This window comes from Microvirga aerilata (assembly GCF_016743775.1).
GTDB classification, from domain to species: domain Bacteria; phylum Pseudomonadota; class Alphaproteobacteria; order Rhizobiales; family Beijerinckiaceae; genus Microvirga; species Microvirga aerilata.
In genome coordinates this window covers 1-24156 of record NZ_JAEQMY010000051.1, presented here as the reverse complement: position 1 = coordinate 24156, position 24156 = coordinate 1, and the positions used below count along the sequence as shown (strand labels likewise).

Genomic DNA, 24156 nt, shown 5'->3' with positions numbered 1-24156 from the left:
ATGCCCCGTTTCTCGGCCAATTTAGGTTTTCTCTTTACTGAGCATTCCGACATCGACCGGATCTCGGCGGCCGCCGCTGCGGGCTTTCGCGCCGTCGAGATGCACTGGCCTTATCAGGTGCCCGCCGCCGAGATGCGCCACGCTCTGAGGACCAGCCAGGTGAGCATGCTCGGATTGAACACCCCGGTCGGGAACACCGCAGCGGGCGATTTCGGGCTCGGAGCCCTGCCGGGACGCGAGAGCGAGTTACAGCAGGCCCTCGGTCAGGCTGTCTCCTACGGGAACGACATCGGCGCGACGGCCGTTCACTGCCTGTCCGGGCTGGTCACCGCCGATTCTGTCTCTACGGCCGAGTGCACATTCGTCGCGAATCTGAAGCTAGCTGCCGACAAAGCAGCCCGAGCTGACATGACGGTCCTGATCGAACCGATCAACCATTGGGACAAGCCGGGATATTTCCTTCACACCATCGAGCAGGCCGCATCGATCATCGATCAGGTCGGTCGCGGGAACGTGAAGATCATGTTCGACTGCTACCACACCCAGATCATGCAAGGTGATCTGACACGGCGGCTTAAACAATATCTCGACCTGATCGGCCATGTACAGATCGCTGCAGTCCCGAGCCGTGCCGAGCCGGCTGAAGGCGGGATAGACTATCGCGACATCTGCAGATCCCTTGATCGCCTGGGATATGGCGGCTGGATCGGAGCCGAATACAAGCCTCGTGGGCGGACGGAAGACGGCCTCGGCTGGCTCTCGGCCTGGACACGTGATCAATCCTCCGACGGCAGGGGAGCCATGGCATGAAGCTCGGATGCATTGCCGATGATCTAACGGGAGCAACGGACCTTGCTCTCATGCTGGCCCGTGGAGGACTCCAGACCATCCAGACGATCGGCGTTCCGCGAACGGATCTCGACCTATCGCGTGCAGATGCCGTCGTCGTGGCCCTGAAGTCCAGGACAGTTCCCGCGCAGGAGGCCATTGCTCAGTCTTTGGCCGCAGCCGAGTCTCTCAAAAAAGGCGGGGCGCAGCATCTGTTCTTCAAGTACTGCTCTACCTTCGACTCGACGGATGAGGGCAATATCGGGCCGGTTACCGACGCGCTCCTTGCCTTTACGGGAAGCGACTTCACCCTCGCCTGCCCGGCCTTTCCGGCCAATGGGCGTACGGTCTATAAGGGCCACCTCTTCGTGAACGGCGTACCTCTGCATGAAAGCAGCATGAAGGATCATCCGCTGACGCCCATGCGGGACTCCAACCTCGTGCGGGTTCTGCAACGACAGACGAAGCTCCCGGTCGGCTTGGTATCCTATGAGGATATGGAAGCGGGGCCGGCCGCCATTCGCTCTGCCTTCGCGCGCGAAAAGGCAGCGGGTCACCGGATCGTTATCGTCGATGCGCTGAACGACACACACCTGCGCGCCATCGGCCTTTCGGCCGCCGACCTTCCTCTCATGACCGGTGGGTCCGGTGTCGCCATGGGCTTGCCTGCAGCCTACCGGCAGAGCGAAGGCCTGACAGCGGCCACACCCTCCACAGGCTTCGATGCCCCCGCCGGCCGCCGCATCATCCTGGCTGGATCATGCTCCAGCGCAACGAGGGGACAGGTTCAAGCAGCCCTCGATGCAGGTCTTCCCGCCCTCAAGCTCAATGCGCTGGACCTCGCCTCGGGAGCCATGACCGCACAGATGGCTCTCGACTGGCTGAAATCGCAGCCTGGGAGCGGTCCGGCATTGATCTATTCCACCGCAAACCCTAACGAAGTTCAGACGGTCCAAAGCAGGTTGGGGCGGATGCATGCTGGCGAGATCGTTGAGAACACTCTTGCGGAGATTGCGAAAGCGCTTCCGACGCTTGGCTTCACCCGCCTCATCGTCGCCGGTGGCGAAACGTCCGGCGCTGTCGTGAGTGCTCTCGACGTCGACGCGCTGGCCATTGGGCCGGAGATCGACCCGGGCGTGCCCTGGACGCGCTCACTGGCAGGCAACGACCTCGCGCTTGCACTCAAGTCAGGCAATTTCGGAACTCCGGACTTCTTCCTGAAGGCCTGGAACATGCTTCGATAGGGCTGCGGCTCACGATAACTGCACATTCAGCGGCACAACGGACCGGCGGCAGGCGCTGTCGGAAGGGGAGAGATGCGCGATGAACTATCACGATTACTACGCGAAGGCGGATCGCCCCGTGGAAACTTGCGTCGTCGGCACCGGCGGCTTCGGCCAGAGCTTCCTGGCCCAGGCTCAACGCGTTCCCCTGATGAATGCGCGCATTGCCGTCGATCTCACAGCCGAGAGTGCGGCATCGGGGTTGAGGGCCGCGGGCATCGAACCGCGCAAGATCCGAGTTTGCGAGTCGGCCCGAGATGCAAAGATCGCATGGGAGCGCGGTGATTACATCGCGACCCATGATCTCGCATGCGTATCCGATCTTCCTTTCGATGTGGTCGTCGAAGCAACTGGGCAACCCCAGGCGGCAGCCCGTCATGCTCTGATCGCAGTCGAGGCCGAAAAGCACCTGGCCCTTGTCACAAAGGAACTCGACAGCGTCGTTGGTCCTGGCCTCAAAGCACTAGCCGCTGAGCGTGGCCGCATCGTCACGACCGTTGACGGGGATCAGCCTAGCCTCCTCATTGGCCTTGCCACCTGGGCTGAGGTCATGGGCTTCCATCTGGTTGCCGCGGGCAAGTCGAGCGAATACGATTTCGTCTTCGATCGCTCCTCCCGTCGTCTCACCAGCAGCGAGCGCTCTGCAGAGAACGTGGATCTGGAAGGTCATTGGAACCTTGGCGAACGGGATATCGGCGAGATCCTGGCTGCCCGGAGCAATGCCATTGCGGACTTTCCGCAGAGGGCCGTGCCAGATCTGTGCGAACTCATGGTCGTTGCCAACGCCACCGGGCTACAGCCCGACCGCTTCGACCTGCATGCACCGCTCGCGCGCATCAATGAGGTTCCAACCATCTTCTCACATCGTGCGAATGGCGGCATTCTCACGGGCGACCGGCGTCTCGATGTGTTCCACTGCCTGCGCAAGCCCGACGAGATCAGCTTTGCGGGCGGTGTCTTCGTGGTCATCCGCTGCGATGATGCGAAGAGCTGGGATATGCTGGCTCAGAAGGGGCATATCGTTAGCCGAACGGGTGCGAACGCCATGGTGTTCCTGCCGCGGCACCTGCTCGGGCTCGAAGCCGCCACAAGCATTCTCGACGTAGCGATTCATCAAATATCGGGCTACGGCTCCGACTACCGGCCACGTTACGACCTGATTGCCGTGGCGAGCGAGGACCTGCCGGCAGGGAGGGTTCTCTCAATGGGTGGCCATCATCACACGATTTCTGAGGTCACAGCCGAGTTCCGGCCTGCCGCACCTCTCACGGCAATAGCTCCGGCCCCGTTCTACCTTGCGGCCGACTGCCGGCTCACAGGTCCGATCTTCAAGGGCCAGGAGATCCGAATGAGCGATCTTGAACTGCAGGAGACATCGGCCCTGATGAGGCTACGCCGGGGACAGGACGCACGCTTCTTCAGCCATTGACCTTAAGTACCGCATCCGGAGCAGTACTGTCAACTTGACGCTAATGAAACAACATTGCCGCGAGGCTTGTCCTGTTTAGCCTACGAGCGCGGCACCCTTAGCATCACACCAAGCGGCAAAGGTGCGATCGCGAGCAGCGCGGTACACAAGGGCGGAGAGTCGCTGGCGGGGAGTTGGAGGTGGTTGTGGATCGGAGTGTGGGTGGCGAGAAAGTGCTGGGCCTGCCGGGCTGACTTGAACCGCCTCATATGATGCCCGCACCTTCGGGTGGATTGGTGCGACACCTCGCAACGATTGCTCAAATATCGGCTCTGCCGATGCTTGACACCCTAGAGGATTTCACACTTGGCGGCCCCATAGGATCCGAGCTTATCTGTCATGATCACCCTGGGCACATAGCACAAACTCTTCAGCAGCTTACGAAAGGAGCGCTTGTCCGCTTCCGTATTGCGACGGCTCTGAACCAGCACATCGAGCACATTCCCATGTTGATCAATAGCCCGCCAGAGGTAGTGCAGTTTGCCTCGGGCGCGGACAAACACCTCATCCAGAAATAAGGCCTGCCCGAAGCGTAGGCTCCACTCGCGGATGGTCTCGTAGCTGACCATGATGCCGCGAGTGGCTAGGATCAGTTCGACTCCACGCAGGCCTAGACTGAAGCAGTTATACAACCAGAAAGCGGAAGCCGTGGTAGGGGTTGGGCGTCGTGCTCATGTCCAAGACCGTGCCGCAGACCCTGATCCTGCCAACTTGACAGTACTCTCAGATGTCCCCTGACAGCCTTCGGTATCAAGCTTCCGCCTTGCTCAGGAAATGGAATACAGTCAAGAACCCTTCATGATCGTCGCTGCGATCAAGAATGTAGGTGAGGCGCGGCGATGCTTAGCAGGGTGGTGCTAGGTCTGAGGTCACCTGGCGTGCCGCTGCAAGACATCGCCGCAGCCATTACCAATTTACCGCGATGTACTTCATCTCACAGAATTCAAGGACTCCGTGATGGGCCCCTTCCCGGCCAAGGCCACTTTGCTTCGTGCCGCCGAAGGGAGCTGCCGGATCTGAAGCCAGCCCACGATTCAGCCCAACCATGCCGCTTTCCATCTTGCCCGAGACGCGCAAGCCCTTCGCAAGATTGCCGGTGTAAACATACGAGATAAGCCCATACTCACTGTCGTTCGCCAAACGGATCACCTCCTCCTCAGTCTCAAAAGACGAGATTGCCGCGATCGGGCCGAAGATCTCCTCGCGAATGATCGCGGCTTCGGCTGGCACGCCAGTCAACACTGTCGGCAGATAATAGAAGCCCTCGCGGTCCAGTGCTTTGCCACCGGTCAGGATTGTAGCGCCGCGGCGAACCGCGTCTTCAACAAGACCGCTGATGCGGCTAACGGCGTCAGCATTGATGAGGGGACCGCAATGGGTGGCGTTGTCATAACCAATGCCCACTGTCATGGCTTCCATACGCTCGGCGAGGCGCCTTGAAAAATCCTCCAGGATGCCTTCCTGAACGTAGAAGCGGTTGGCTGCTGTGCAGGCTTCACCCCCGTTGCGCATCTTGGCGATCATGGCGCCTTCGATGGCAGCATCGAGATCAGCATCATCGAAGACGATGAAAGGAGCGTTTCCGCCAAGCTCCATGGAGCACGAAAGCACGTTATCGGCTGCCTCGTGAAGGAGCTTGCGCCCGACTTCCGTCGAGCCAGTGAATGAAAGCTTTCGCACACGTGGATCGTGTAGCATCGCGCTGACAGTCGCACCTGACCGGGAGGTCGTAATGACGTTGACCACTCCGTCAGGTACACCAGCCTCAGCATACAACTCCGCAAGCGCATAAGCGGTGAGCGGGGTTTCAGTGGCAGGTTTGAGCACGACCGTGCAGCCGGCCGCAAGCGCTGGCGCTATCTTCCTGGTGGCCATTGCCGCAGGGAAGTTCCACGGGGTGACGAGGACAGCAACGCCGATCGGTTGGTATTCGACCAGAATGCGGTTGGCTCCACTAGGAGCAGTGGACATCTCGCCGTTTAAACGCACAGCTTCCTCTGAGAACCAGCGGAAGAACTCAGCCGCGTAGGCAACCTCGCCTCTGGCATCGTTCAGCGCTTTGCCATTTTCGAGCGAAATCAGTTCGGCAAGCATGTCCTTGCGCTCGATCATGAGCTCAAAGCAGCGGCGCAGGATCTCAGAGCGTTTCCGGGGCGCGGTCTCAGCCCATGCAGGACCAGCCTGATACGCCACGGCAACGGCGTCGAGCGCATCTTCTATACTGGCATCGGCAACTGATGAAATTACCGTCTGCGTCGAAGGGTCGATCACATCAATGCGTTTTCCCGTGGAGCCAGGGCGCCACTTTCCGTTGATGTAAAGATCGGTAGGCAGGCTCGCAACATCAAAGTCGAGCTCGGGGGTAAGTTTCGTCTGGGCAGACATCTTGGAATTGCCTCTCATTTGAGTGTTCAGGCGCGCAGGCGCTCTCGGTCGCCGCCGAATGCGGCGGCAACGAGCGACGTCATGGATTGGAGATCAAGGGGGCGCGGATTGTTCTTGATCAGGCGTGTGGCTCCCATCGCCTGTTCAGCGACGATAGGCAGCTGATCCCGGCTGACACCGAGATCTGCGATGGTGCGCGGAATGCCAATGGATGCGAAAAGGTCAGCAACGGCGTCGATTGCCGCACCCGCCCTCTCATCCTCCGACATCCCCTCCGTCTCGAGCCCCAGGGCGCCTGCCACAGCAGCCATGTCGGCTCGAGCATACGAACGGTTGAACTCCATGACATAGGGCATCATGACAGCAACGCCTGCGCCATGGGGCGTATGGGTCAGGGCACCCACTGGGTACTGGATTGCATGGGCGGCGGCGGTCCCGGCGGTCCCGAATGCGAGCCCAGCGGCAGTTGCACCGAGCATGAGCCGCTCGCGCGCAACGATGTTAGCGCCATCATCATAGGCTGCCTTTAGGCTCGAGGCGATGTGAGAAATGGCGAACAGTGCGTAGTGATCGCTAAGGATGTTCTTTCCTACAAACACATGTTCATGAACAATCTGGTGCGTAAGCTGACGCCTCGCTGTGGTGAACGCCTCAAGCGCATGTGTCAGCGCATCGGCTCCGGAAATGGCGGTCAGAGAGGGCGGGCAGCTATAAGTCAGCTCTGGATCGCAAATAGCCGTATGAGGAAGCAGGTGTGGGCTTGCGATGCCGACCTTCACTGCACGATCCGGATCCGCGATGACGGCAACCGGTGTGACTTCTGATCCAGTGCCTGATGTCGTGGGCACCGCGATCAGGGGCAGGACTGGACCTGGAACTTTGAATTCACCGTAGTAGTCGGCCGCTTTTCCTCCGTGCGTCAGGAGCAGCGCGATGACTTTGGCGGCATCAATGCAACTCCCCCCGCCAATGCCGATAACAACATCGGCGCCGAACGAGCGGCCTGCCGCCACGCCCTCTGCGATACAGGACGCAGGCAGCTCGGCAATCGTTCCGGGGAAGATCTGCACCTGGACACCTAAGGTCCTGATGCCATCAACCATGGCGGCAAAGGTGTGGTCGGAGGCAAGGCGCTCATCTGTCACGATGAGCGCCCGCTTCCCGAGCATGTTGACAAAGGTTGGGAGTGCGGCGCGCTGCCCTGCCCCGAAGACGAGATTACGTGGAGTGCGGAGGGTTCCAAACATGGTCAAAGGTGCGCTCTCTGGGCTGTATGTTGCTGTGGCAGGAGGGGCGTTTTTGCAAGTACCTGCAACCGCTCCCAGACCTCGTCGACGATAGGCAAGCCCTCAACAAGGTACTTCTCGCGACAGGCGCGGGCTCTATCGCCTGGCACGAGAACACGCTCGAACCCGTCGGCAGGCTCCGTATTGCGGATGATATCGAGATAGGCGGAGAGATGAGGCTGCGGGCCGTCAATCACGATGAAAAGGTCGCCTTTGTTGCAGACTTCAGTAGCATCGAGCGTACCCCTCACGTCCCTGCCTATGGCAGATCCGCAGAGACCCGTGACGAGCAGCTCGAAGGCAAGACCCAATGAGTAGCCTTTGGCGCCACCGAACGGTGCGATCGCCCCACTCTTGGCCTCATCAGCATCAGTGGTGGGATTGCCGTTGGCATCGAGCGCCCAGTGTCGCGGGATCGGTGCACCTCGATGGGCGTGATCGTGAATTTCTCCCATCGAAACGATGCTGGTGGCCGTATCCATAACGAAGAGTTCATCTCCAGCTGGAACCCCGATTGCGATTGGATTTGTTCCGATGAGTGCCTTCCGACCGCCCCAGGGATGAACCAGCGCCTCGCTGGTTGAGAGAGCAATCAGGATCTGGCCGGAGGCTGCGACATTCTCGGCATACCAGCCGAGCATTCCAATATGATTGGAGTTGCTCACGGCCGCCAGCGCTACACCGGTCTCACGGGCACGGTCCTGGATCGCGTCAAGCGCCGCCTTTGCGACAACCGGACCGAGGCCCATCTGACCGTCGACTGACAAAAAGCTCTGTGATCGCCAAGTAAAGCGACCTCGTGTGTGTGGGTCAGCTACACCATTGCCGATCCTTTGGACAATGCGGTCTAGCCTTAACAGGCCGTGGGACGGGATACCCCGCAGCTCAGCCTCAAGCAATATTTCAAGCTGGATGGTCGCATTGGCTGGAGGGATGCCAGCTTGTGCCAGTGCTTTGCCAGCGACATCCCTGACTTCCAAAACAGGAACAACAGGCACGATATATGATCCTATCGGATATATGATTGCGATGACCGCACTATGCTGCTACATATGCGTGAAGTCAAGAACGTAAGGAAACTGACCGTGCCAATCAGCACCGAAAAAAGCAGCAGAACGAACGCGAGCGCGTTGCGGCGCCCCACTCCGCTAGGCGATGAGGTTTATAATGCGATCTATTCGCAGCTCATGTCTCACAAGATAGCACCGGGGGGGCGCATCTCTGTCGATAGTCTTGCAAGGGAACTAGGCGTGTCGCAGACGCCGGTCCGAGAGGCGCTTTCGAGGCTTGAGGCGCAGGGCCTTGTCGTAAAAACTCACCTCATTGGCTACAGCGCTGCCGAACAGATGGACGAGCAAAAATTCGAGCAGCTTTATGAGCTTAGAATGCTGCTGGAGCCCTTCGCAGCGGCTCGGGCTGCTGTCCATATGAGCGAGGACTCAATGAACGCCTTGGAGAGCCTCGCAAATAGCATGAAGCTACTCGAGAGGAACAACTCTAAGGCCGCCTATGGACAGTTCGCCCAGAGTGATAGTCAGTTTCACAATCTGATTGCGCTCGGCAGCGGCAATGAGCTCGTGCACTCTGTACTGTCCAACATCCACACACATGTGCACCTTTTCCGTCTCTTCTACCACTCGCGAGCGACAGCCGACGCCAACAATGAGCACGATCAGATCATAGATGCCCTCCGTCGGCGAGACCCGGACGCTGCAGCAACGTCCATGCGCCGCCATATAGAATGTTCCAAGGCGCGGTTCACAAGCTGCTTCAGCGACTGAGCGTAGCAAATTGATGAGGCAAGTGCGGCGTGATCTTCTCCGATTGAGTGGACGCTGGGTTACCCTTCTTTCCACTCGGCCGGTTCTTGGGCGAGATACCCAAGTGACGAGTCGATGCGCTGCCGGCTATAGTTGTTGTTGCCTTCAAAGAGCGAAGTGGCCTCCTTCGCATGACGGCCGCAATGAACTTGCGGGGTGAACAATAGCCCAGGGCGCATTGCGGATGAAGCTCATTATACATTACCACGACCGAATGCCCATAGGACCGAGGAGCGCAAGGTTCTGTATATGTGGCATCCCTGGGCTGGGTGCCACGTCCATGTTCACGAGATTATCCAAAAGGGATCGGGTGCGATCGCACGATGTTACCTCAACGATGATTCCTCAAGGTGCTACCTTGAACTCTCGGTATGCACATTCGACCGAGCAGCCAGCGCGACAATGCGTATTGCGCCTGCGCATCCGATGGATTTCACAGCGATGTTCGAGGCTTCCCATGCAGGAATGGGTTGCGCCTTTCAGCAACAGGAGCGTCAATACGTCGAGACAAAAGCCGGACACAGTCGATGATAGTGTGAGCGCCCAGCACCGTCACTAATCGCCGTAGAGAATTCAATTGACAAGGGAATAAACGATCATATCATATACGATATATTTATGAAAAACATGTGCCGTCGGTTTACGTCTCGCGTCATCAAAATCCGATGAGTAGAATACCTAGCAAGGAGGAAAAAACGATGGCACTGCCTCTTTCAGGCATAAGGGTTTTGGACGTATCACAGGTTATGGCCGGCCCGTTCTGTTGCATGCTTTTGGCGGACATGGGTGCTGATGTGATCAAAGTTGAGCCGCCTGGCACAGGCGATTCGACTCGTCAATCAATGGGCTTCCGCATGAAGGGGAGCGATAGCCCGGGCTTCCTAGCTCTCAATCGGAACAAGCGCAGCATCACGCTGGACCTTAAAAATGAAGCTGATCGAGAAGTGCTTTATGCCCTTGTGAAAACAGCTGATGTCTTAGTTGAGAACGCACGCCCAGGCGTCGCCACCCGGCTAGGCATGGACTACGAAACGCTTCGTGCAATCAACCCACGCCTCGTATATGCAAGTATTTCCGGGTTCGGTCAGACTGGACCCTGGTCGCAGCGACCAGGTTTTGATCTAATTGCCCAGGCTGTCAGTGGCATTCTGAGTTCAAACGGTTTTGAAGGAATGGAGCCAGCCAAGAACTCGATCGCAGTTGCGGACCTGGGTGCAGGTCTATTCACCGCCTATGCCGTCTTGAGCGCACTTATGGGTCGCCAAAAGTCAGGAGAGGGACAGTTTGTCGATGCTTCGCTATTTGAGGCGGCGCTAGCTCTGTCCGTATGGGAGACGACAGAGCTTTGGGGTACAGGGAAGTCGCCAAAACCGATTGGCTCTGCGAACCGTATGTCAGCTCCTTATCAAGCCATGGAAGCTTCTGATGGTTGGTTCGTCATTGGCGCCGCCAACCAAGGACTCTGGCTCAAGCTGCTGAAGGTCATCGGTCGCGAAGAATTGCAGCAGGATGAACGGTTTTCGACAAACGCACTGCGTATCCCTAACCGCATCGCGCTCATCGAAGCGCTGGCGCCCACGTTCAGAACCCGCACTCGAGATGAATGGATTGAGAGCCTACTCGCAGCTGGCGTCCCTGCGGCTCCAATCCTCGACTATGGCGAAGCGGTCGTAAGCGAGCAGGCCGTTGCTCGTGAAATGGTCAAAATGATTCCACACCCAGTGGAAGGTGAGTTTCGCGCGCTCGGCTTTCCGGTAAAAATGAGCGCGACGCCTCAACAGATCCGGCTGCCGCCGCCCCTTCTCAATGAGCATGGCCAGCAGATCCGGGACGAGCTCGTAGCGAAGGGTTTACTCTCGGATCCCGCCATTGAGGACGCTACGTCGTGACCGGGCCGCGCATTATCTTGGAGAGGGACGGCGAAACCGCCCGAATTATCTTCCACAATCCTGACGCCCACAATGCGCTGACCCGCCAAATGTGGCGCGATATGCGTGATGCCGTACGCGACATCACCTCAGATCATTCAATCCGCGTTGTGATTTTTCGCGGAGCAGGCGGAAAGGCATTCGTGTCTGGAACAGACATCTCAGGCTTCACGAAATTTCAGAGTGGACGAGACGGTGTCGCCTACGAAAATGATATAGATGACTGCATGCTGGCGATCGATGAGATCCCAGTGACGACGATTGCGGTAATCGACGGATGGGCAGTTGGTGGTGGCCTGAACATCGCATCTGCATGCGACTTCCGGATTGCAACCCCGGACGCGCGTTTTGGTTCCCCCATTGGCCGCACGCTCGGCAACTGTCTTTCCGCACTTAGCGTGGCGCGGATTGGTGGTGCCCTAGGCATCTCAATCGCGAAACGAATGGTGCTGCTTGGAGAAATCGTGCAAGCTCCAGAACTCTTATCCAGTGGCTACTTGCTACGCGTGGTGGAGCGAGAGGCTATTGACGCTGAGGTCGAAGGCGTTGCTCGCCGCGCCGCCGAGAACGCTCCGCTGACTACGCGCACCACAAAGGAGACGATGCGCCGAATAAACATGGGTAATCTCCCAGACATCGAGGCGCTGATCGAATGTGTTTATGGAAGCGACGACTTCAGGAGTGGCGTCCGCGAATTCCTTGCCAAGACTAAGGCGGTACCCAAGTGGACCGGGACGTGAGTACCATCTAAACTAAAAAAACATAAAACAAAAAAGGGAGGAAATGCAATCATGACTGAAGCCACGCGCCGGCCCCGCATCGGGTTCCTGGGCATTGGGATCATGGGCGAAGCTATGGTCCTACGGCTGCTCGATCTCGGCTATTCCGTCACGGTCTGGAATTTGGAGCCAGAACGCCTGGACACCGTCGTGCCGCATGGCGCCGTAGCAGCCGAAACGCCTGCGGCCGTGGCCGCGGCGAGCGACATTGTCATGCTTTGCGTGCTGCATATGACGGCAGTCGAACGCTGCATTTTCGGTGCGGATGGTGTGGCGGCAATTCGGCCCGGTCCTTCCCTCGTAATCGACTTTTCGACAGCCGACCCGGAGGGTACGCGGCGGGCTGCGGCGAGATTGAAAGAGTTGACTGGGGCTGGTTGGGTTGATGCTCCCGTCTCGGGAGGCCCTCAGCTAGCACGAACAGGGCAGATGACTGTCATGGCTGGCGGCTCAGATGAAGATTTCGCTCAGGCGAAAGCCATTGTCGAACAGATGGCTGGAAACCTCACCCTCATGGGCCCTGTTGGCGCCGGGCAGACAACCAAAATCCTGAACCAAGCCATTGTCGGTACTGGCTATGTGATCATGGCCGAGGCACTGATGCTAGCGGAAGCTGCCGGTATCGACGCCGCACGGCTGCCACAATGCTTGGCTGGCGGCCTTGCGGATTCGAGCCTATTGCAGCGGCTTTATCCTCAAATGCAGCAGCGCGCCTTCGATCCCCCGACGAGTTACGCAAGGCAACTGCTCAAGGATCTTAAGGCCGTCTCCGCCTTCGCTCAAGGGTTGGGCCTCGACCTCAAGGTCATCGAGCAGGGTGTGCAGCGTTACAAGGATTACGTCGCGTTAGGACATGAGATGTCGGAGTCAGCGGCGATCGTGAAGCTGTACGAGCATGACGCGGACCGCTCTCTGGGGCGGTCATGAGCGTGCTGCCACCGCGCCCGAATGCTGTCATCGACGCGCATCATCATATTTGGGATCTAGCGAATGACATACCCTGGCTAAAGCAACAGCGAGTGCCGTTCCGTTATGGCGACTATTCGCCAATCTGTTGCAACTACATGCCCGCAGACTACCGCGCCGACACAGCGGGTTGGCCAATAACTGGATCAGTCTACATTGAGGCGGAGTGGAGCCGCACTTCGGCAACGCAGGAGAGTCGTTGGGTTGCTGCGGTCGCGGCCGAGACAGGAGTGCCGAGCGCGATGGTTGCGTGGTGCGATTTCGCCTCCGTTAACGTCGGCGAACTCCTCGCCTCATATGCCTCGGTCCCAATCGTGCGCGGCATCCGCCATAAGCCAGCGGCTGTGTCGTCACCTGCCGACGCAAGACGTGGCGCGGCGGGATCAATGGACGATTCCGCTTGGCGGGAGGGATATGGGTTGCTCGCCCAGGCTGGCCTCTCGTACGATCTTCAGACGCCGTGGTGGCATCTCGATGCCGCCGCTGATCTTGCGCGAGACTTTCCAGCCACGCAGATCATTATCAATCATACCGGCCTGCCAGCCGACCGCAGCCCGGAAGCTCTAGTGGCTTGGCGCAAGGCACTAGAGGTCGCAGCCGCGCAACCCAACGTCGCCATCAAAATCTCAGGCATCGGCCAACCCGGGCGGCCATGGAGAGCCGAAGAAAATGCACCGGTAATCCGAGACGCGATCGCAATCTTCGGAGTCAATCGCGCGATGTTCGCCAGCAATTTTCCTGTCGACAGCCTTATCAGCGATTTCGACACAATTTTCTCGGGTTTCCTGGCCGCCACCGCCGATCGCACAGAGGCCGAGCGGGACAAACTGTTCCATGACAATGCTGCACGCTTTTACCGGTTGCAGAGCGTACAGTAACAAAAAATGCAACCAGAAATACGGAGGATACATGAACAGAAGGCAGACTCTAAAGACGATTATGGCGACATTGGCGTTCGCATGCGGACTGGCAGCACCGGCCGCGGCACAAACTACGATCCGGTACGCCCATGTCGGCTCGGAAGGCGATATCCAATATTGGTATGCTGATGAGTTCGCGAAGCGCGTCGAGAAGCGGACCGACGGTCGCGTCAAGGTCCATGTGTTCCCAAATTCCCAGCTTGGTGGCGCATCCGAGACGGTGGACGGTGTGCGTAGCGGGGCGATCCCCCTTGCACATCACGAGTTCGGCTCACTCGCCCGCCTGTTTCCCGACATCGCCGCCTTCGCGGCGCCCTTCGTCTATCGCGATGGAGCCCATGCAATGGCAGCCACCGATCCAATCAAATCCGACATCATGAAGGAGATGTCGGATAAGATGGTTAAGCAGTCCAATGTCCGAATTATCGGGCGGCTGTATCGTGGTGCCCGTCAAATGACTGCCAAGACTGCTATATACTCGCCGTCCGACCTGCAGGGTAAACGCTTCCGCGGCGTACCTCTTCCTCTTTGGACCACGATGATCAAGGGCATGGGTGCAGTCCCAACTCCCGTAGAGGTTGGTGAACTACCTACAGCACTGATGACCGGTATGGTGATGGGTCAGGAGAATCCACTGACAATGATCAACGCAAATAAACTCTACGAGGTGCAGACGCATGTGATGCTAACCGGACACATGCAGAACGTGCTGCCAGTGTTCATCAACGAGCGCGTTTGGCAATCAATCCCTGAGAAGGATCGCGCCATAGTCGCCGAGGTTGCAGCAGAGGTCGGTGAAGAGACGCTGAAGCTTGGACTTGAGGCCGAAGTAAATCTCATCGATGAACTAAAGAAGAAAGGCATGACCTTCATCACAGAAAAAGACGGGCTCAAAGTCGAGGAATTCAAAGCTTCTGTAGGGAAGCAAGTAGACGCTGATTTTCCAACTTGGAAGCCTCTGATGGAACGTATAGCTGCCGTTAAATGAAAGACGAGCCGGGGCTAAAGGCCCCGGCTTTCTAAATACAGGAACGGCAGACAATCCGTATGTATGAGGCACTTCATGCACAGTTCGAATTTCATCGTCGAAGAACCGCAGACTATAGCAGCGGCTGACAGTCGCACTTACTCAATAGACCGTGTGATTGAACCCTTACGTTGGGTATTCCGCTGGGGTAGCCTTTTCATGCTGGTTGCTATGGTAGCCTTGCCCTTCATTCAGGTGGTCTCGCGCGAAATCTTTGCCGCTCCCATTGTCGGCGTTGAAGAACTTGCGCGATTCATGTTGATCTGCTCCGTCTTCCTGGCGTTGCCCTATGTAATTTCGGCGGGAGCAAGTATTCGCATGGAAGAAATCATATCAATGTTCCCAGTGCGTGTCATTCATGGGATGAAAGCCTTTGCAGCAATCACTAGTGCCCTGACATTCGCAGCCATCGCAATTGCAAGCTGCCTAGCGATCAGTACAAACCTCGACAACGCCACACCAACGCTCGGGATACCTTACTGGATCTTTCTTGGAGCCGCATTTGTCAGCTTTTCGATGTCAGCCGTTGAGTGCGGTCTCCAATTCGTAAAGGTCATTCAGAACAAACCTCTCTATGTCACATTTCCGCAGGAGCAGGAGCCTCAAGAAGAGCTTGATCTGCCTGAAGAAATGCGCCCTCACTGAAAGCACTCGCATCATGGCTATCACCATCATCCTCGCATTCATGGCGCTTTTTATCCTGGGCATCCCTGTTGTCGTAGCGATTGCTGTTCCCGCATTGATATATGTGTTGGTATCTGGGTTCCCATTGGAGCTGATATCACAGCGAATGACGTACGCACTTGATTCCTTCCCTCTCGTTGCGGTGCCAGTATTTATTTTTGTAGGCAGCTTGATGAACCAAGCTGGCATAACAAGCCACATTTACAAATTTGCTCACACCCTCGGCGGACGTGTTCCCGGCGGGTTGGCACAAGTCAATGTTATTGGCTCTCTAGTGTTTTCCGGCACTTCAGGTGCTGCACTTGCCGACATCGGTGGTCTTGGGCGTATCGAAATTAGGGCGATGACGCGGGCTGGATTTTCGCGAGCGTACTCGGCCGCTATTACCGGCGCCTCAGCTGTTGTCGGCCCAATCTTCCCACCTTCGATCCCACTCATCATCTATGGTTCGGTCACGAGCGTTTCTATCGTGCAATTGCTTGTTGCCGGCATTCTCCCTGCGCTTCTCTATACGACACTTCTAATGACCACAGTGGCCTTTCTAGCTCACAAGTATAATCACCCGCGTTCGAAGCGATGGCCGACATTACGCGAGTTGCGTGAAACTTTTGTTCCAGCATTACCTGCACTGCTTACGCCGCTACTGCTTGTTGGCGGCATGCTTCAGGGTTTGTTCACACCCACAGAAGCTGCATCGATTACAGTAGGCTACATTATTTTCATTACAATTACCTTCTACGGTGGGATCACTTGGGACCGAATGCGCTTTGCTCTGTTCGACACCATAAAGACTAGCTCGGCGGTGCTGGTCATCGTATCGGCTGCTGCGATATTTGGCTGGGTAATGACAGTAGAGCAATTGCCGCAGATGTTCACACGCACCTTACTCTCACTCTCAACAGATCCACTGATGTTGTTGCTCATTGTTAACGTTCTGCTCTTAATCACTGGAATGTTCCTCGATTCAACGACAGCGACCCTGCTCGTTGCCCCGCTCGTCACCGTTCCATTGACAATGGCGGGTGTGGATCCAGTCCATCTTGGCATTATTTTCATCTTCAACCTGATGATTGGATTGCTGACCCCGCCGCTAGGTCTCGCTCTGTTTCTCCTGTCAGATATTGCGAGGGTATCGATGTGGTCTGTGCTAAGGGCAACAGTGCCATTCTACATTCCGCTGTTCGCTTCGCTGTTCATCATAACAATATGGCCCGAGCTAACCCTGTGGCTTCCTAAGATGCTGCGATGATCCGGGTAACAAGCTGATTGCACGCGATGTTATGCGCTCGCCTTTGAATGCCTCCACATCGGGACAATCTCTGTGTCCAAGGAGCAGATGACCTCGCGCTGCGCCACCATGATGTGCAGGCACATTTCCGAGATGACCCGACGGAGTAACAACTTTACTTCCGCCATTAGGGTCTGACATCAAGCAAGCCTCTTGTGCAAGGCTAGTCATAGCCTGACAGAAGGCGTGTGCGGCTCCCGCACACGCCTTCTGGAAAAGCTGCCTAGCGCTGAAGGTTATGGGCAAAGACATGCCTTCCAAAGATGATCAAGCCACACTCCTGCCGTACATAGCTATCTTGGGCACGGGCGGAGTTGAATTCAACAGGAGGCATTAAATTGACCCCGCGACCAATTTTTACTGCTCCGCAAGAGGATAGTCGTCCTCTGCTGCTTTTCTGTCCTGATCAAGGTGGTTGGCACACAGGAGTATGGTTTTTGGGAAAGTGGCTTGCCTACATCGACACAAGCGTTGTGCTGTTTGCGACCCACTGGCTTCCTGTACCTTCCGATCCTTCTGTCGTAGAGTGATCTTCTGATTGTGTCCCGTGGCGTGGTGTAAGAGGGCCAATCCTCAGCTGAGCCGGGCTGATCAGGCAGCCACAGCGGAGAGCCTGCGTACAGGATCATCGCTCAGAGCACTCAGACTTTCCGGCGATATGCAGCGCTGGCTCACCGCCCACTCGTCATTCTGCTTCAGCATGAGGGCTCCCACGACGCGGATCACCGCCCGAACATTGGGGAAGATTCATACCACATCAGTCCGTCGTTTGATCTCGCCGTTGAGCCGCTCGAGCGGGTTGGGCGAGGCAATCTGCCCCGGTGTCCGCGGAAAGCTCATGTAGACCAGCACCTCCTCCCGCGAGCGGTCCAGCAGCTCTCCCAGCTTGGGACAGCGCTCCCGCAGGGCGTCCGCCACCAATGTCTATTGCTCCCGGGCCGCCTCAGCATTCCCGTGGGCAAAGATCTCTTGAGCATTGCCACCACGGCCGGGCGCTGCTTGGGAGCCAGATGCGCCATGGCGCTGCGCATCCAGTGCACCCGGCTGCGCTGGTGCGAAGCATGGAACACCCGGCGAGCCGGCGCCCGCAGCCCTTTGTGATCGTCAATCACCATCTTCACCTCGCGCAGGCCACGGTCGGCGAGCGAGCGCAGGAAGGCGGTCCAGAACGGTTCGACCTCCGAGGCACCGGTGGTGCCCCAGCACCTCGCGCCGGCCATCCGCGTCGACGCCCACCGCTAGGATCACGGCCGTAGAGACGATCCAGCTGGTATTGATCCACAGATGCGGCCACTCGCCCTCGATCGTCCGGGAATGGAAGACGTTGACTGGCCCGTCGATCTCCTCGCACAGCCGTGAGACCTGCCTCTTCAAGATGCCGGATGCTCCCATTGCTTTGGCGAGAGAGTCCTCATGCCGCCAGGGTCTAGGGAAGCCTCCGGCAGACTACAGCCAGTGCATTTTTTTAGGTTTCGTTCCAATTCGGAGATGAAGAGCGAGGTGAGCACATGCTTTCTAGTGCGTTTGAGCGAGCAAAGCAGCTCAACTTCTAACCCAAGGGTAATGATCGGCTACAGGCGTACGCCGCCTGCTGCTTGCGAAGCATGTATTAGGACGTGGAGCGTTTGAAGTGCCGCTTCAATAAGCTGAGCACACGTCAGATCCAGACTGCAGCCCCAAGATCATACGTACCGATTTCTGTTGCATTCCACGAACATCCAGCGCCCGCCTGTTTTATTGCAAGTCCCGTACACATGCCATCTCCGGCTGGAGGCCCAGCTGCGCCCTTTGAACTGCACGAGCGGGAGTGGACAATAGTTAGTGTTCCACTGTTGAATGTTCGTTTGAACAGCGTAGATTCCGGGCTCTGCGATCATTTACGCCTCATTCAGCAGGCTCAGATGCAAAGCCAAGCACCATCGGACGCATAGCAAGGCTGCGGGCCAATCAAAACGCCTGTCCTTGAACACCGCGTCCTCCTCTACTCTGACCAAGGTGTAAGTAGCTGATACTCTCAAACAAAAGTCTGGCGACGCATCTAGAGATCCTTGTTATCACGATGGACGTGACGAGCGGTAGTCGAAACACCTAGCGTGGGATGACGGAGATCACGAGCTGGAACGTGAAGAACCCAATGATAGATGCGAGCACGAGTTCCGTCGCGCGGTTGCTGCCGTCAATCAAACGTCACAAACTGCGATCATGCCGTTCTTCCTGCAATGTCCAACCGGTAGAAATTCGCTGCATTCTTCCAGAAGAAACCTTCCCGATCCTTGACCGAGAGGTGTCCGAGCATGCGGCTGAGTGAGGTCACAATCGTATTGTAATCGGTGCGCAATCCAGCGACAGGGAAGTTCGTCGCGAACATGCAACGTTCGATGCCGAAAATCGCGACAGCGTCCAGCACGACGCGGCGGTTGGATTCGTAGTCCCACGCTTGGCCACGCAGGCCAAACTCGGAGACTTTAAGGTGAACATTCGGCTCGCGGGCGATCGTCTCCATCGCCTTGCGCCAAGCACGTAGCCCTTCCTCGCTACGATCCCACGGGAAGCCACTGTGGTTGAGCACGATTGGTGTGGAAGGAAAGGAGCGGGCGACTGATGCGGCCTCCGGCAGGTGCCAGAACGGCACCCGCAAGTCCCATGACAGGCCGTGCTTCTCCAGCAGGGAAAAACCTCTAAGCCAGCGTTCGTTCTGCATCGTGCCGGGGGCACCGGAAGTCATGGTATCGGGAGAGGCGGAAGTCACGGGCTTGGAGCGAATCCCGCGTACTAGGGGGAAGGCTGCTTGCTGCGTGACGATCTCGGAGGCGTTATCGGTATGAAACCACGCATGCGCCACGATGGCATTCGGGAAGCCATACCGCGCCGCAATCTCGCTAATCCAGCGAGTCTCGCCGACTTGGTCTGCCCTGTCCCACTCCGCCTCTACGTGCACCGTCGCGAGGACGTTGTGGTCCATCGCATCCCGGAGATAGTCCTCGGGCAGGTAGTTCCTCTTCAAAGCGTCATAGTCGCCGAGGAAGAAATTTGGCTCGGGATGGTCGCTCAGCCAGGGATAATAGTTCGCCTGCAGGTCCCAAAGGTGATGATGCGCATCGATGAGGGTGACGGCATCGTTGTCCTCGCGCCAGCGCTCATGGATTGTTTTCTCGGGCATGTCTGCGAACTCCGTTTCCCGGGCAGCTGAATTGTTGCGGCTGCGCCAACCATGCCGGGTTCTTAAAAACGCTGACCGGCACCCTGTCAGGTCGGCCGATCACACTCGCGTCCCGCCGTCCACCATCAGCGTGGACGCGGTGACGAACGAGGCTTCGTCGCTGGCGAGCCAGAGGATCGGATAGGCGACCTCCCGTGCGTCGGCCCAGCGTTTCTGTATGTTGTGGTCGACCTTCTCCGTTCGCAGATCCTGTTCCGTCCGCCCAGCGGCGTTAGCCCGCTTGACATGGAATGGAGTGAGGGTCAGTCCGGGACACACGGCGTTGACCCGCACCCCATGCTCAACCTCCTCGAACGCAAGCGTCTTTGTGAGCGAAAGGATGCCCGCCTTCGTCACGTCATACTGGCCCATTCCCGCGCGCGGATTGACTGCGTGTGTCGAGGAGACATTCACAATGCTACCTTTTTCCGCTTTCCTTAGGGCGGGCAGCGCCTCCTTGGCGAGATATGCATAGCTGAGAAGGTTGACCCCCAGGATCTTCTGCCAGGTTTCCGCTTTTGCGTCCGCGAGGAGCTCGTATGAGCGGATGCCGGCGATGTTTACCAGAATGTCTACTTGGCCGAACGCATCGAGCGTTCTCTCGACGATGGGTCGGGCGGCGCTCTCGTCCCCGACATCCGCAGGAATTTCCAGGATCTCCGCATCCGGCACCGCGGATCGAATCTCCCGGGCAACGTCGCTCAATGTCTCGGCTGTGACGTCGACAAGCGCAATCCTGCATCCCTCCTCGCAGAACAATCGACCCGTAGCTGCGCCGATGCCTCCTGCTCCACCGGTGATGATAGCGACCTTTCCAGTCAGGCGTCCCATGTCAGACCTCTTTGTAACTTCAACTGCCGAGCGTAACGTCTTTTTCAAGCGACCCACGGCCGCTTGCGATGCGGCAGATCCAGACGATGCTATAGGCTGCCATCAGGACGCCGCAAAAGGGGATCGATGCATACCAATACGAGCGATCAAGGCGCAGAAACGGAGTCGTCTCCCCCGACAGGAGCATGAAATCCCAGCCATAGACGACGAGCACGAGCGCGAAGGCAAGCATGCACAGATTGATGAGGATCTCGAGGACCTTTTGCCCGGCCCGAGACAGCACATTTTCGAAGAGTGCCACCCGGTAGAGCGCTCCCTCCCTCCACAGGGCTAAGCTGGTCAGGAAAGTAATCCAGATAAAGAGAAGTTCGACGATTTCATCGTGACCTGGGATCGTGAAGGTCGTGACGTTGCGAGCAATCACACTGAGGCCGAGAAGAATGAACAGAGCGACGAAGCACAGGATGGCCGCCCATTTGCAGAAGGCGGCGACGGCGCGGTCGAGCGGAACGAAAACGCTTGCGATCATTGGATGAGCCCGTAGCCGAGGGTGCGCGGCAGCCACAACACTAAATCAGGGAGGTAGGTGATGAGCAGCAGGACGAAGATCAGTGCTAGCACGTAGGGCCACAACTCCCTGGTGATCTCTGCGATCGACACCTTTGCGATGCCTGCCACAACGTAGAGACACAGGCCAACCGGGGGCGTGACGAGGCCGATCATCAGGTTGAGCACAAGGATGACGCCAAAATGAACCGGGTCGACCCCGATCTTCAGCATGACCGGAAGGAGCACAGGGAAGGCGATGATCATGACCGCTACGCCTTCGATGAACATCCCTAAGATCAGGAGGACGACGTTGATGACGAGGAGGATCACCCATGGCTCGGTAGATAGGGAGAGAAACGCTTGGAGTATTGCATTCGGAATCTGCTGCTGGATGAGCACCCAGCCGAATGGTGCAGCCACCGCGATGATAAACATCACCTGGGCCGTCTGGCGCGCACTATCCCAGATCACCTCAGCGAGATCGCTCAACAAGAGCTCCCTGTATACGAGCCAGCCGAGTAGGAAAGCGAAGGCGGCCGCGACCACGGCGGCTTCGGTCGGGGTTGCCACGCCGGTAAGGATCACAAGCAGGATCGTGGGTGGAAGCGCAAGCGCTGGCGCGGCGCTGAGGAGGATGCGCAGAACGTCGCGCAGCGGCGGCAGGGCGTTTCCTCTTGGCAGGTTCTGCCGCTCCGCGACTACGGCGATGACGATCATCAGCGCGCCCGCCATGAGGAGGCCTGGCATGATCCCGGCCAAAAAGAGGGCACCGACGGACACATTCGCCAAGCTGCCGTAGATCACGAACGGGATGCTAGGGGGAATAATGGGCCCAATCGTCGACGAGACGGCTGTGATGGTGGCGGCGAACCGGCTCGTATAGCCCGCTTCCCGCATCGCCTTATGCTCAATCACTCCCAGTCCGGCCGCGTCGGCAACGGCGGAGCCGGACATCCCTGCGAAGATGACGCTTCCGATCACGTTCACATGGGCGAGGCCGCCGCGGATACGCCCGACGAAAAGCTGCGCAACCTTGAAGATCCGCGTCGTCGTCCCCCCGACGTTCATGAGATTGCCGGCGAGGATGAAGAAAGGGATAGCCAGCAACGGGAATGAGGTGGTGCCCGCGTACGTGCGCTGGATGAAGATGAGCAGAAGGTCGGGCCCGACTGACACTACCATCGTGACGACGGCGATCAGGCCGAGAGCGACGGCGATAGGAACCCCGCCGAGAATGACGGCACAGAGCGAAAGCAGGATTGCAGCGACAACCATAAGGGAGGGTACCGGATGAAGCAAGTTGCGGCGGAAGGTGTCCTTCCGCCGCTCACCGAAAGAGGGATCAGGATCGGGCGGCGGCAACGAACTTGGACCAAATGTTCCAAGTCTCGTCGCCGAGTGACTTCTTCAACTGATCGTAGGCTGGACCCATCTTCTCCCGAAACGGCGCCACGTCCGGGCGGGTCACGGCGACACCAAGTTTCTGCATGTCGGCGACATAGGTCTCTTCCTTGTCCCGGACGCCCTTGCGCGCCGCGGCTCCAGCCTTGACCGCCTCCTCCGTGATGACCTTGCGCTGGTCGGTGCTGAGCCGATCGTTCCAGACGCGGGGATTTGATGCGAACATGATGGAAGCATAGATGTGCTTCGTCAGCGCAAGGTGGTTCTGCGCCTCGTAGAACTTAGCGGCGTAGGTCGTCGCGACTGGATTGTCCTGACCGTCGACCGCTTTGTTCGCGAGGGCGAGGTAGACCTCCTGGAATGCGATGGTCTGCGTATTCGCTCCGAGGGCCTCGAAGGCGGCTTTGATTGCCAACTCGGGCGGGACGCGAATCTTCAAGCCCTGCACGTCGGCAGGGGCATTCACCGGCCGCCGGCTGTTGGACAGGGCTCTAAAACCCCACTCGAAATTCGCGATCCAGACGAATCCAGCTTGACGGATCTGGTCGGCGAGCCAGTCGCGGCCGGTCACGTCGAGAGTTCTGTGGGCGTGCTCGTAGTTGTCGAATTGATAGGGGATGTTGATGACGCCGATCGTCTTCGAGAGCGCTTCGATGTTGGCGGGGTTCAGCAGCATCATGTCAATGGCCCCGAGGCGCGTCTGTTGGGCGGCTTCCGTCGGGGAGCCGAGCGTGTTGTTCGGAAAGATGGTGATGTTCACCTCTCCATTCGTACGCTGGGCAATCCGCTTCACCATTGCCTCGGCTTCGATGTGGACTGGATGGCTCAGCTCGGCCGGGTGCGTGAGGCGCAGACTAACGGCTGCTCGCGCGGAGATGATGCTTGGTGCGTATAGAGTTACGGCGGCGCCGGCTTTGAGGAATGTGCGCCGGCTGGGGCTGCGAAATGTCATGGCTTCCTCCGTTGGTTTCCGCCTCTTCGGGCGGTCTTGTATTTGGCCTTAGCCGGCAAACCGGCTTAAATCGGTTTATGGTATCGCCCTGGTGCGTGTTGTCCGGTGCAGAGCGAGGCCGCGTGCCGTCTCATTGTCAGAAGCGTCCTTATGGATGCTCAGAATGCGTCACACCATCGTTTCCCACTTGACTGAACTTATGAGTACCATGACTGTTCAGGACGTCAATACTATATCCTATACGATCTCATCTATCAAATAGTGGTAGCCGTGGCGGACCACAGTCAGCCGTCAGCACTCATGAGACAGACCGAGCGAGTTGAAGAAGGGAGAGTCTCTGGTTCATCGTAGCCCTTGAGGACATGACGATGAAACAGAACCCAAGACCAGCCAAGGAGCCGGCCGAGCAGGTGGTCAAGGAGATCCGCCGTGCCACCCGCAAGCACTACTCCGCCGAGGAGAAGATCCGCATCGTGCTGGAGGGCCTGCGCGGTGAGGACAGCATCGCCGAGCTCTGCCGGCGCGAGAGGATCCCGCCCAATGTGGACTACCGCTGGTCCAA

20 protein-coding genes and 2 pseudogenes are annotated in these 24156 nt (G+C 57.9%); 12 read left to right on the top strand and 10 right to left on the bottom strand.

Annotation, left to right across the window (positions count from 1 at the left end; translation table 11 throughout):
- The 3 genes from JKG68_RS22875 to JKG68_RS22865 all read left to right on the top strand — a co-directional run bounded on the left by JKG68_RS22875 (position 1) and on the right by JKG68_RS22865 (position 3540).
- A complete protein-coding gene (locus JKG68_RS22875) occupies positions 1-810 on the top strand; it encodes a hydroxypyruvate isomerase family protein (protein ID WP_202063656.1) in 810 nt (269 codons plus the stop codon).
- Entirely contained in the window at positions 807-2072 is a 1266-nt protein-coding gene (gene otnK, locus JKG68_RS22870) for a 3-oxo-tetronate kinase (RefSeq protein ID WP_202063655.1), read from the top strand. The genes JKG68_RS22875 and otnK overlap by 4 nt, the downstream gene beginning before the upstream one ends.
- A 79-nt stretch (positions 2073-2151) precedes the next feature.
- Positions 2152-3540 carry an NAD(P)H-dependent oxidoreductase gene (locus JKG68_RS22865; protein WP_202063654.1) on the top strand — a complete coding sequence of 463 codons (1389 nt, stop codon included), beginning with the start codon at positions 2152-2154 and terminating at the stop codon, positions 3538-3540.
- A gap of 80 nt (positions 3541-3620) precedes the next feature.
- Here the strand turns inward: JKG68_RS22865 and JKG68_RS22860 are convergent.
- From JKG68_RS22860 to JKG68_RS22845, 4 genes and pseudogenes are all read right to left on the bottom strand, one after another.
- Positions 3621-4148 (bottom strand): annotated as a pseudogene (locus JKG68_RS22860) (IS6 family transposase).
- A 337-nt stretch (positions 4149-4485) separates the two neighbouring features.
- Positions 4486-5964: an NAD-dependent succinate-semialdehyde dehydrogenase gene (locus JKG68_RS22855; protein WP_202063653.1), complete on the bottom strand. Its 1479-nt coding sequence runs from the start codon at positions 5962-5964 to the stop codon at positions 4486-4488.
- Between the two features lie 26 nt (positions 5965-5990).
- Positions 5991-7217 (bottom strand): iron-containing alcohol dehydrogenase, encoded by a 1227-nt coding sequence (locus tag JKG68_RS22850; protein ID WP_202063652.1) that lies wholly within the window; start codon positions 7215-7217, stop codon positions 5991-5993.
- Positions 7214-8248, bottom strand: coding sequence for an Ldh family oxidoreductase (locus JKG68_RS22845; RefSeq protein ID WP_202063651.1), 1035 nt, complete (start codon positions 8246-8248; stop codon positions 7214-7216). Before JKG68_RS22845 ends, JKG68_RS22850 begins: the two co-directional genes overlap by 4 nt.
- Before the next feature lie 54 nt (positions 8249-8302).
- Between JKG68_RS22845 and JKG68_RS22840 the strand changes: the two genes are divergently transcribed.
- The 8 genes from JKG68_RS22840 (at position 8303) to JKG68_RS22805 (ending at position 16623) form a co-directional block, all read left to right on the top strand.
- Positions 8303-9031, top strand: a complete 729-nt coding sequence (locus tag JKG68_RS22840) for a GntR family transcriptional regulator (protein ID WP_246515749.1) — start codon at positions 8303-8305, stop codon at positions 9029-9031.
- 737 nt (positions 9032-9768) lie between these two features.
- On the top strand, positions 9769-10959 hold the full coding sequence (locus JKG68_RS22835; RefSeq protein WP_202063650.1) for a CaiB/BaiF CoA transferase family protein: 1191 nt from the start codon (positions 9769-9771) through the stop codon (positions 10957-10959).
- The gene (locus JKG68_RS22830; protein ID WP_202063649.1) at positions 10956-11738 is read left to right on the top strand and encodes an enoyl-CoA hydratase; all 783 of its coding nucleotides are present in this window, start codon (positions 10956-10958) and stop codon (positions 11736-11738) included. The genes JKG68_RS22835 and JKG68_RS22830 overlap by 4 nt, the downstream gene beginning before the upstream one ends.
- A gap of 51 nt (positions 11739-11789) precedes the next feature.
- A complete protein-coding gene (locus JKG68_RS22825; RefSeq protein WP_202063648.1) occupies positions 11790-12704 on the top strand; it encodes an NAD(P)-dependent oxidoreductase in 915 nt (304 codons plus the stop codon).
- A complete protein-coding gene (locus JKG68_RS22820; RefSeq protein ID WP_202063647.1) occupies positions 12701-13621 on the top strand; it encodes an amidohydrolase family protein in 921 nt (306 codons plus the stop codon). The genes JKG68_RS22825 and JKG68_RS22820 overlap by 4 nt, the downstream gene beginning before the upstream one ends.
- A gap of 31 nt (positions 13622-13652) precedes the next feature.
- Positions 13653-14651 carry a TRAP transporter substrate-binding protein gene (locus tag JKG68_RS22815; protein WP_246515747.1) on the top strand — a complete coding sequence of 333 codons (999 nt, stop codon included), beginning with the start codon at positions 13653-13655 and terminating at the stop codon, positions 14649-14651.
- Positions 14652-14726: 75 nt separating this feature from the next.
- Positions 14727-15335: a TRAP transporter small permease gene (locus tag JKG68_RS22810; RefSeq protein ID WP_202063646.1), complete on the top strand. Its 609-nt coding sequence runs from the start codon at positions 14727-14729 to the stop codon at positions 15333-15335.
- Between the two features lie 13 nt (positions 15336-15348).
- Entirely contained in the window at positions 15349-16623 is a 1275-nt protein-coding gene (locus JKG68_RS22805) for a TRAP transporter large permease (RefSeq protein WP_202063645.1), read from the top strand.
- 630 nt (positions 16624-17253) lie between these two features.
- On the opposite strand, the pseudogene JKG68_RS33660 reads toward JKG68_RS22805, so the two are convergent.
- The 6 genes and pseudogenes from JKG68_RS33660 to JKG68_RS22765 all read right to left on the bottom strand — a co-directional run.
- Positions 17254-18081: pseudogene (locus JKG68_RS33660) on the bottom strand (IS256 family transposase); the annotation flags it as partial.
- A 781-nt stretch (positions 18082-18862) separates the two neighbouring features.
- On the bottom strand, positions 18863-19822 hold the full coding sequence (locus JKG68_RS22785) for an amidohydrolase family protein (protein WP_202063641.1): 960 nt from the start codon (positions 19820-19822) through the stop codon (positions 18863-18865).
- A 99-nt stretch (positions 19823-19921) separates the two neighbouring features.
- Positions 19922-20692, bottom strand: a complete 771-nt coding sequence (locus JKG68_RS22780) for an SDR family NAD(P)-dependent oxidoreductase (protein WP_202063640.1) — start codon at positions 20690-20692, stop codon at positions 19922-19924.
- 19 nt (positions 20693-20711) lie between these two features.
- Complete coding sequence (locus JKG68_RS22775; protein WP_202063639.1) at positions 20712-21221, bottom strand: TRAP transporter small permease; 510 nt, start codon at positions 21219-21221, stop codon at positions 20712-20714.
- Positions 21218-22516: a TRAP transporter large permease gene (locus JKG68_RS22770; RefSeq protein WP_202063638.1), complete on the bottom strand. Its 1299-nt coding sequence runs from the start codon at positions 22514-22516 to the stop codon at positions 21218-21220. The genes JKG68_RS22775 and JKG68_RS22770 overlap by 4 nt, the downstream gene beginning before the upstream one ends.
- A gap of 67 nt (positions 22517-22583) precedes the next feature.
- Entirely contained in the window at positions 22584-23594 is a 1011-nt protein-coding gene (locus JKG68_RS22765) for a TRAP transporter substrate-binding protein (protein ID WP_202063637.1), read from the bottom strand.
- Between the two features lie 368 nt (positions 23595-23962).
- Here JKG68_RS22765 and JKG68_RS22760 point away from each other — a divergent pair.
- The coding region (locus tag JKG68_RS22760) for a transposase (protein WP_202063636.1) at positions 23963-24156 on the top strand (194 nt) is incomplete at its 3' end.

Bases quoted from the DNA above. Each gene is read 5' to 3' on its own strand.
- JKG68_RS22875 (WP_202063656.1), top strand. From the start codon at position 1: ATGCCCCGTTTCTCGGCCAATTTAGGTTTTCTCTTTACTGAGCATTCC.
- otnK (WP_202063655.1), top strand. From the start codon at position 807: ATGAAGCTCGGATGCATTGCCGATGATCTAACGGGAGCAACGGACCTT.
- JKG68_RS22865 (WP_202063654.1), top strand. From the start codon at position 2,152: ATGAACTATCACGATTACTACGCGAAGGCGGATCGCCCCGTGGAAACT.
- JKG68_RS22855 (WP_202063653.1), bottom strand. From the start codon at position 5,964: ATGTCTGCCCAGACGAAACTTACCCCCGAGCTCGACTTTGATGTTGCG.
- JKG68_RS22840 (WP_246515749.1), top strand. From the start codon at position 8,303: ATGCGTGAAGTCAAGAACGTAAGGAAACTGACCGTGCCAATCAGCACC.
- JKG68_RS22835 (WP_202063650.1), top strand. From the start codon at position 9,769: ATGGCACTGCCTCTTTCAGGCATAAGGGTTTTGGACGTATCACAGGTT.
- JKG68_RS22825 (WP_202063648.1), top strand. From the start codon at position 11,790: ATGACTGAAGCCACGCGCCGGCCCCGCATCGGGTTCCTGGGCATTGGG.
- JKG68_RS22820 (WP_202063647.1), top strand. From the start codon at position 12,701: ATGAGCGTGCTGCCACCGCGCCCGAATGCTGTCATCGACGCGCATCAT.
- JKG68_RS22815 (WP_246515747.1), top strand. From the start codon at position 13,653: ATGAACAGAAGGCAGACTCTAAAGACGATTATGGCGACATTGGCGTTC.
- JKG68_RS22810 (WP_202063646.1), top strand. From the start codon at position 14,727: ATGCACAGTTCGAATTTCATCGTCGAAGAACCGCAGACTATAGCAGCG.
- JKG68_RS22805 (WP_202063645.1), top strand. From the start codon at position 15,349: ATGGCTATCACCATCATCCTCGCATTCATGGCGCTTTTTATCCTGGGC.
- JKG68_RS22785 (WP_202063641.1), bottom strand. From the start codon at position 19,822: ATGCCCGAGAAAACAATCCATGAGCGCTGGCGCGAGGACAACGATGCC.
- JKG68_RS22780 (WP_202063640.1), bottom strand. From the start codon at position 20,692: ATGGGACGCCTGACTGGAAAGGTCGCTATCATCACCGGTGGAGCAGGA.
- JKG68_RS22775 (WP_202063639.1), bottom strand. From the start codon at position 21,221: ATGATCGCAAGCGTTTTCGTTCCGCTCGACCGCGCCGTCGCCGCCTTC.
- JKG68_RS22770 (WP_202063638.1), bottom strand. From the start codon at position 22,516: ATGGTTGTCGCTGCAATCCTGCTTTCGCTCTGTGCCGTCATTCTCGGC.
- JKG68_RS22765 (WP_202063637.1), bottom strand. From the start codon at position 23,594: ATGACATTTCGCAGCCCCAGCCGGCGCACATTCCTCAAAGCCGGCGCC.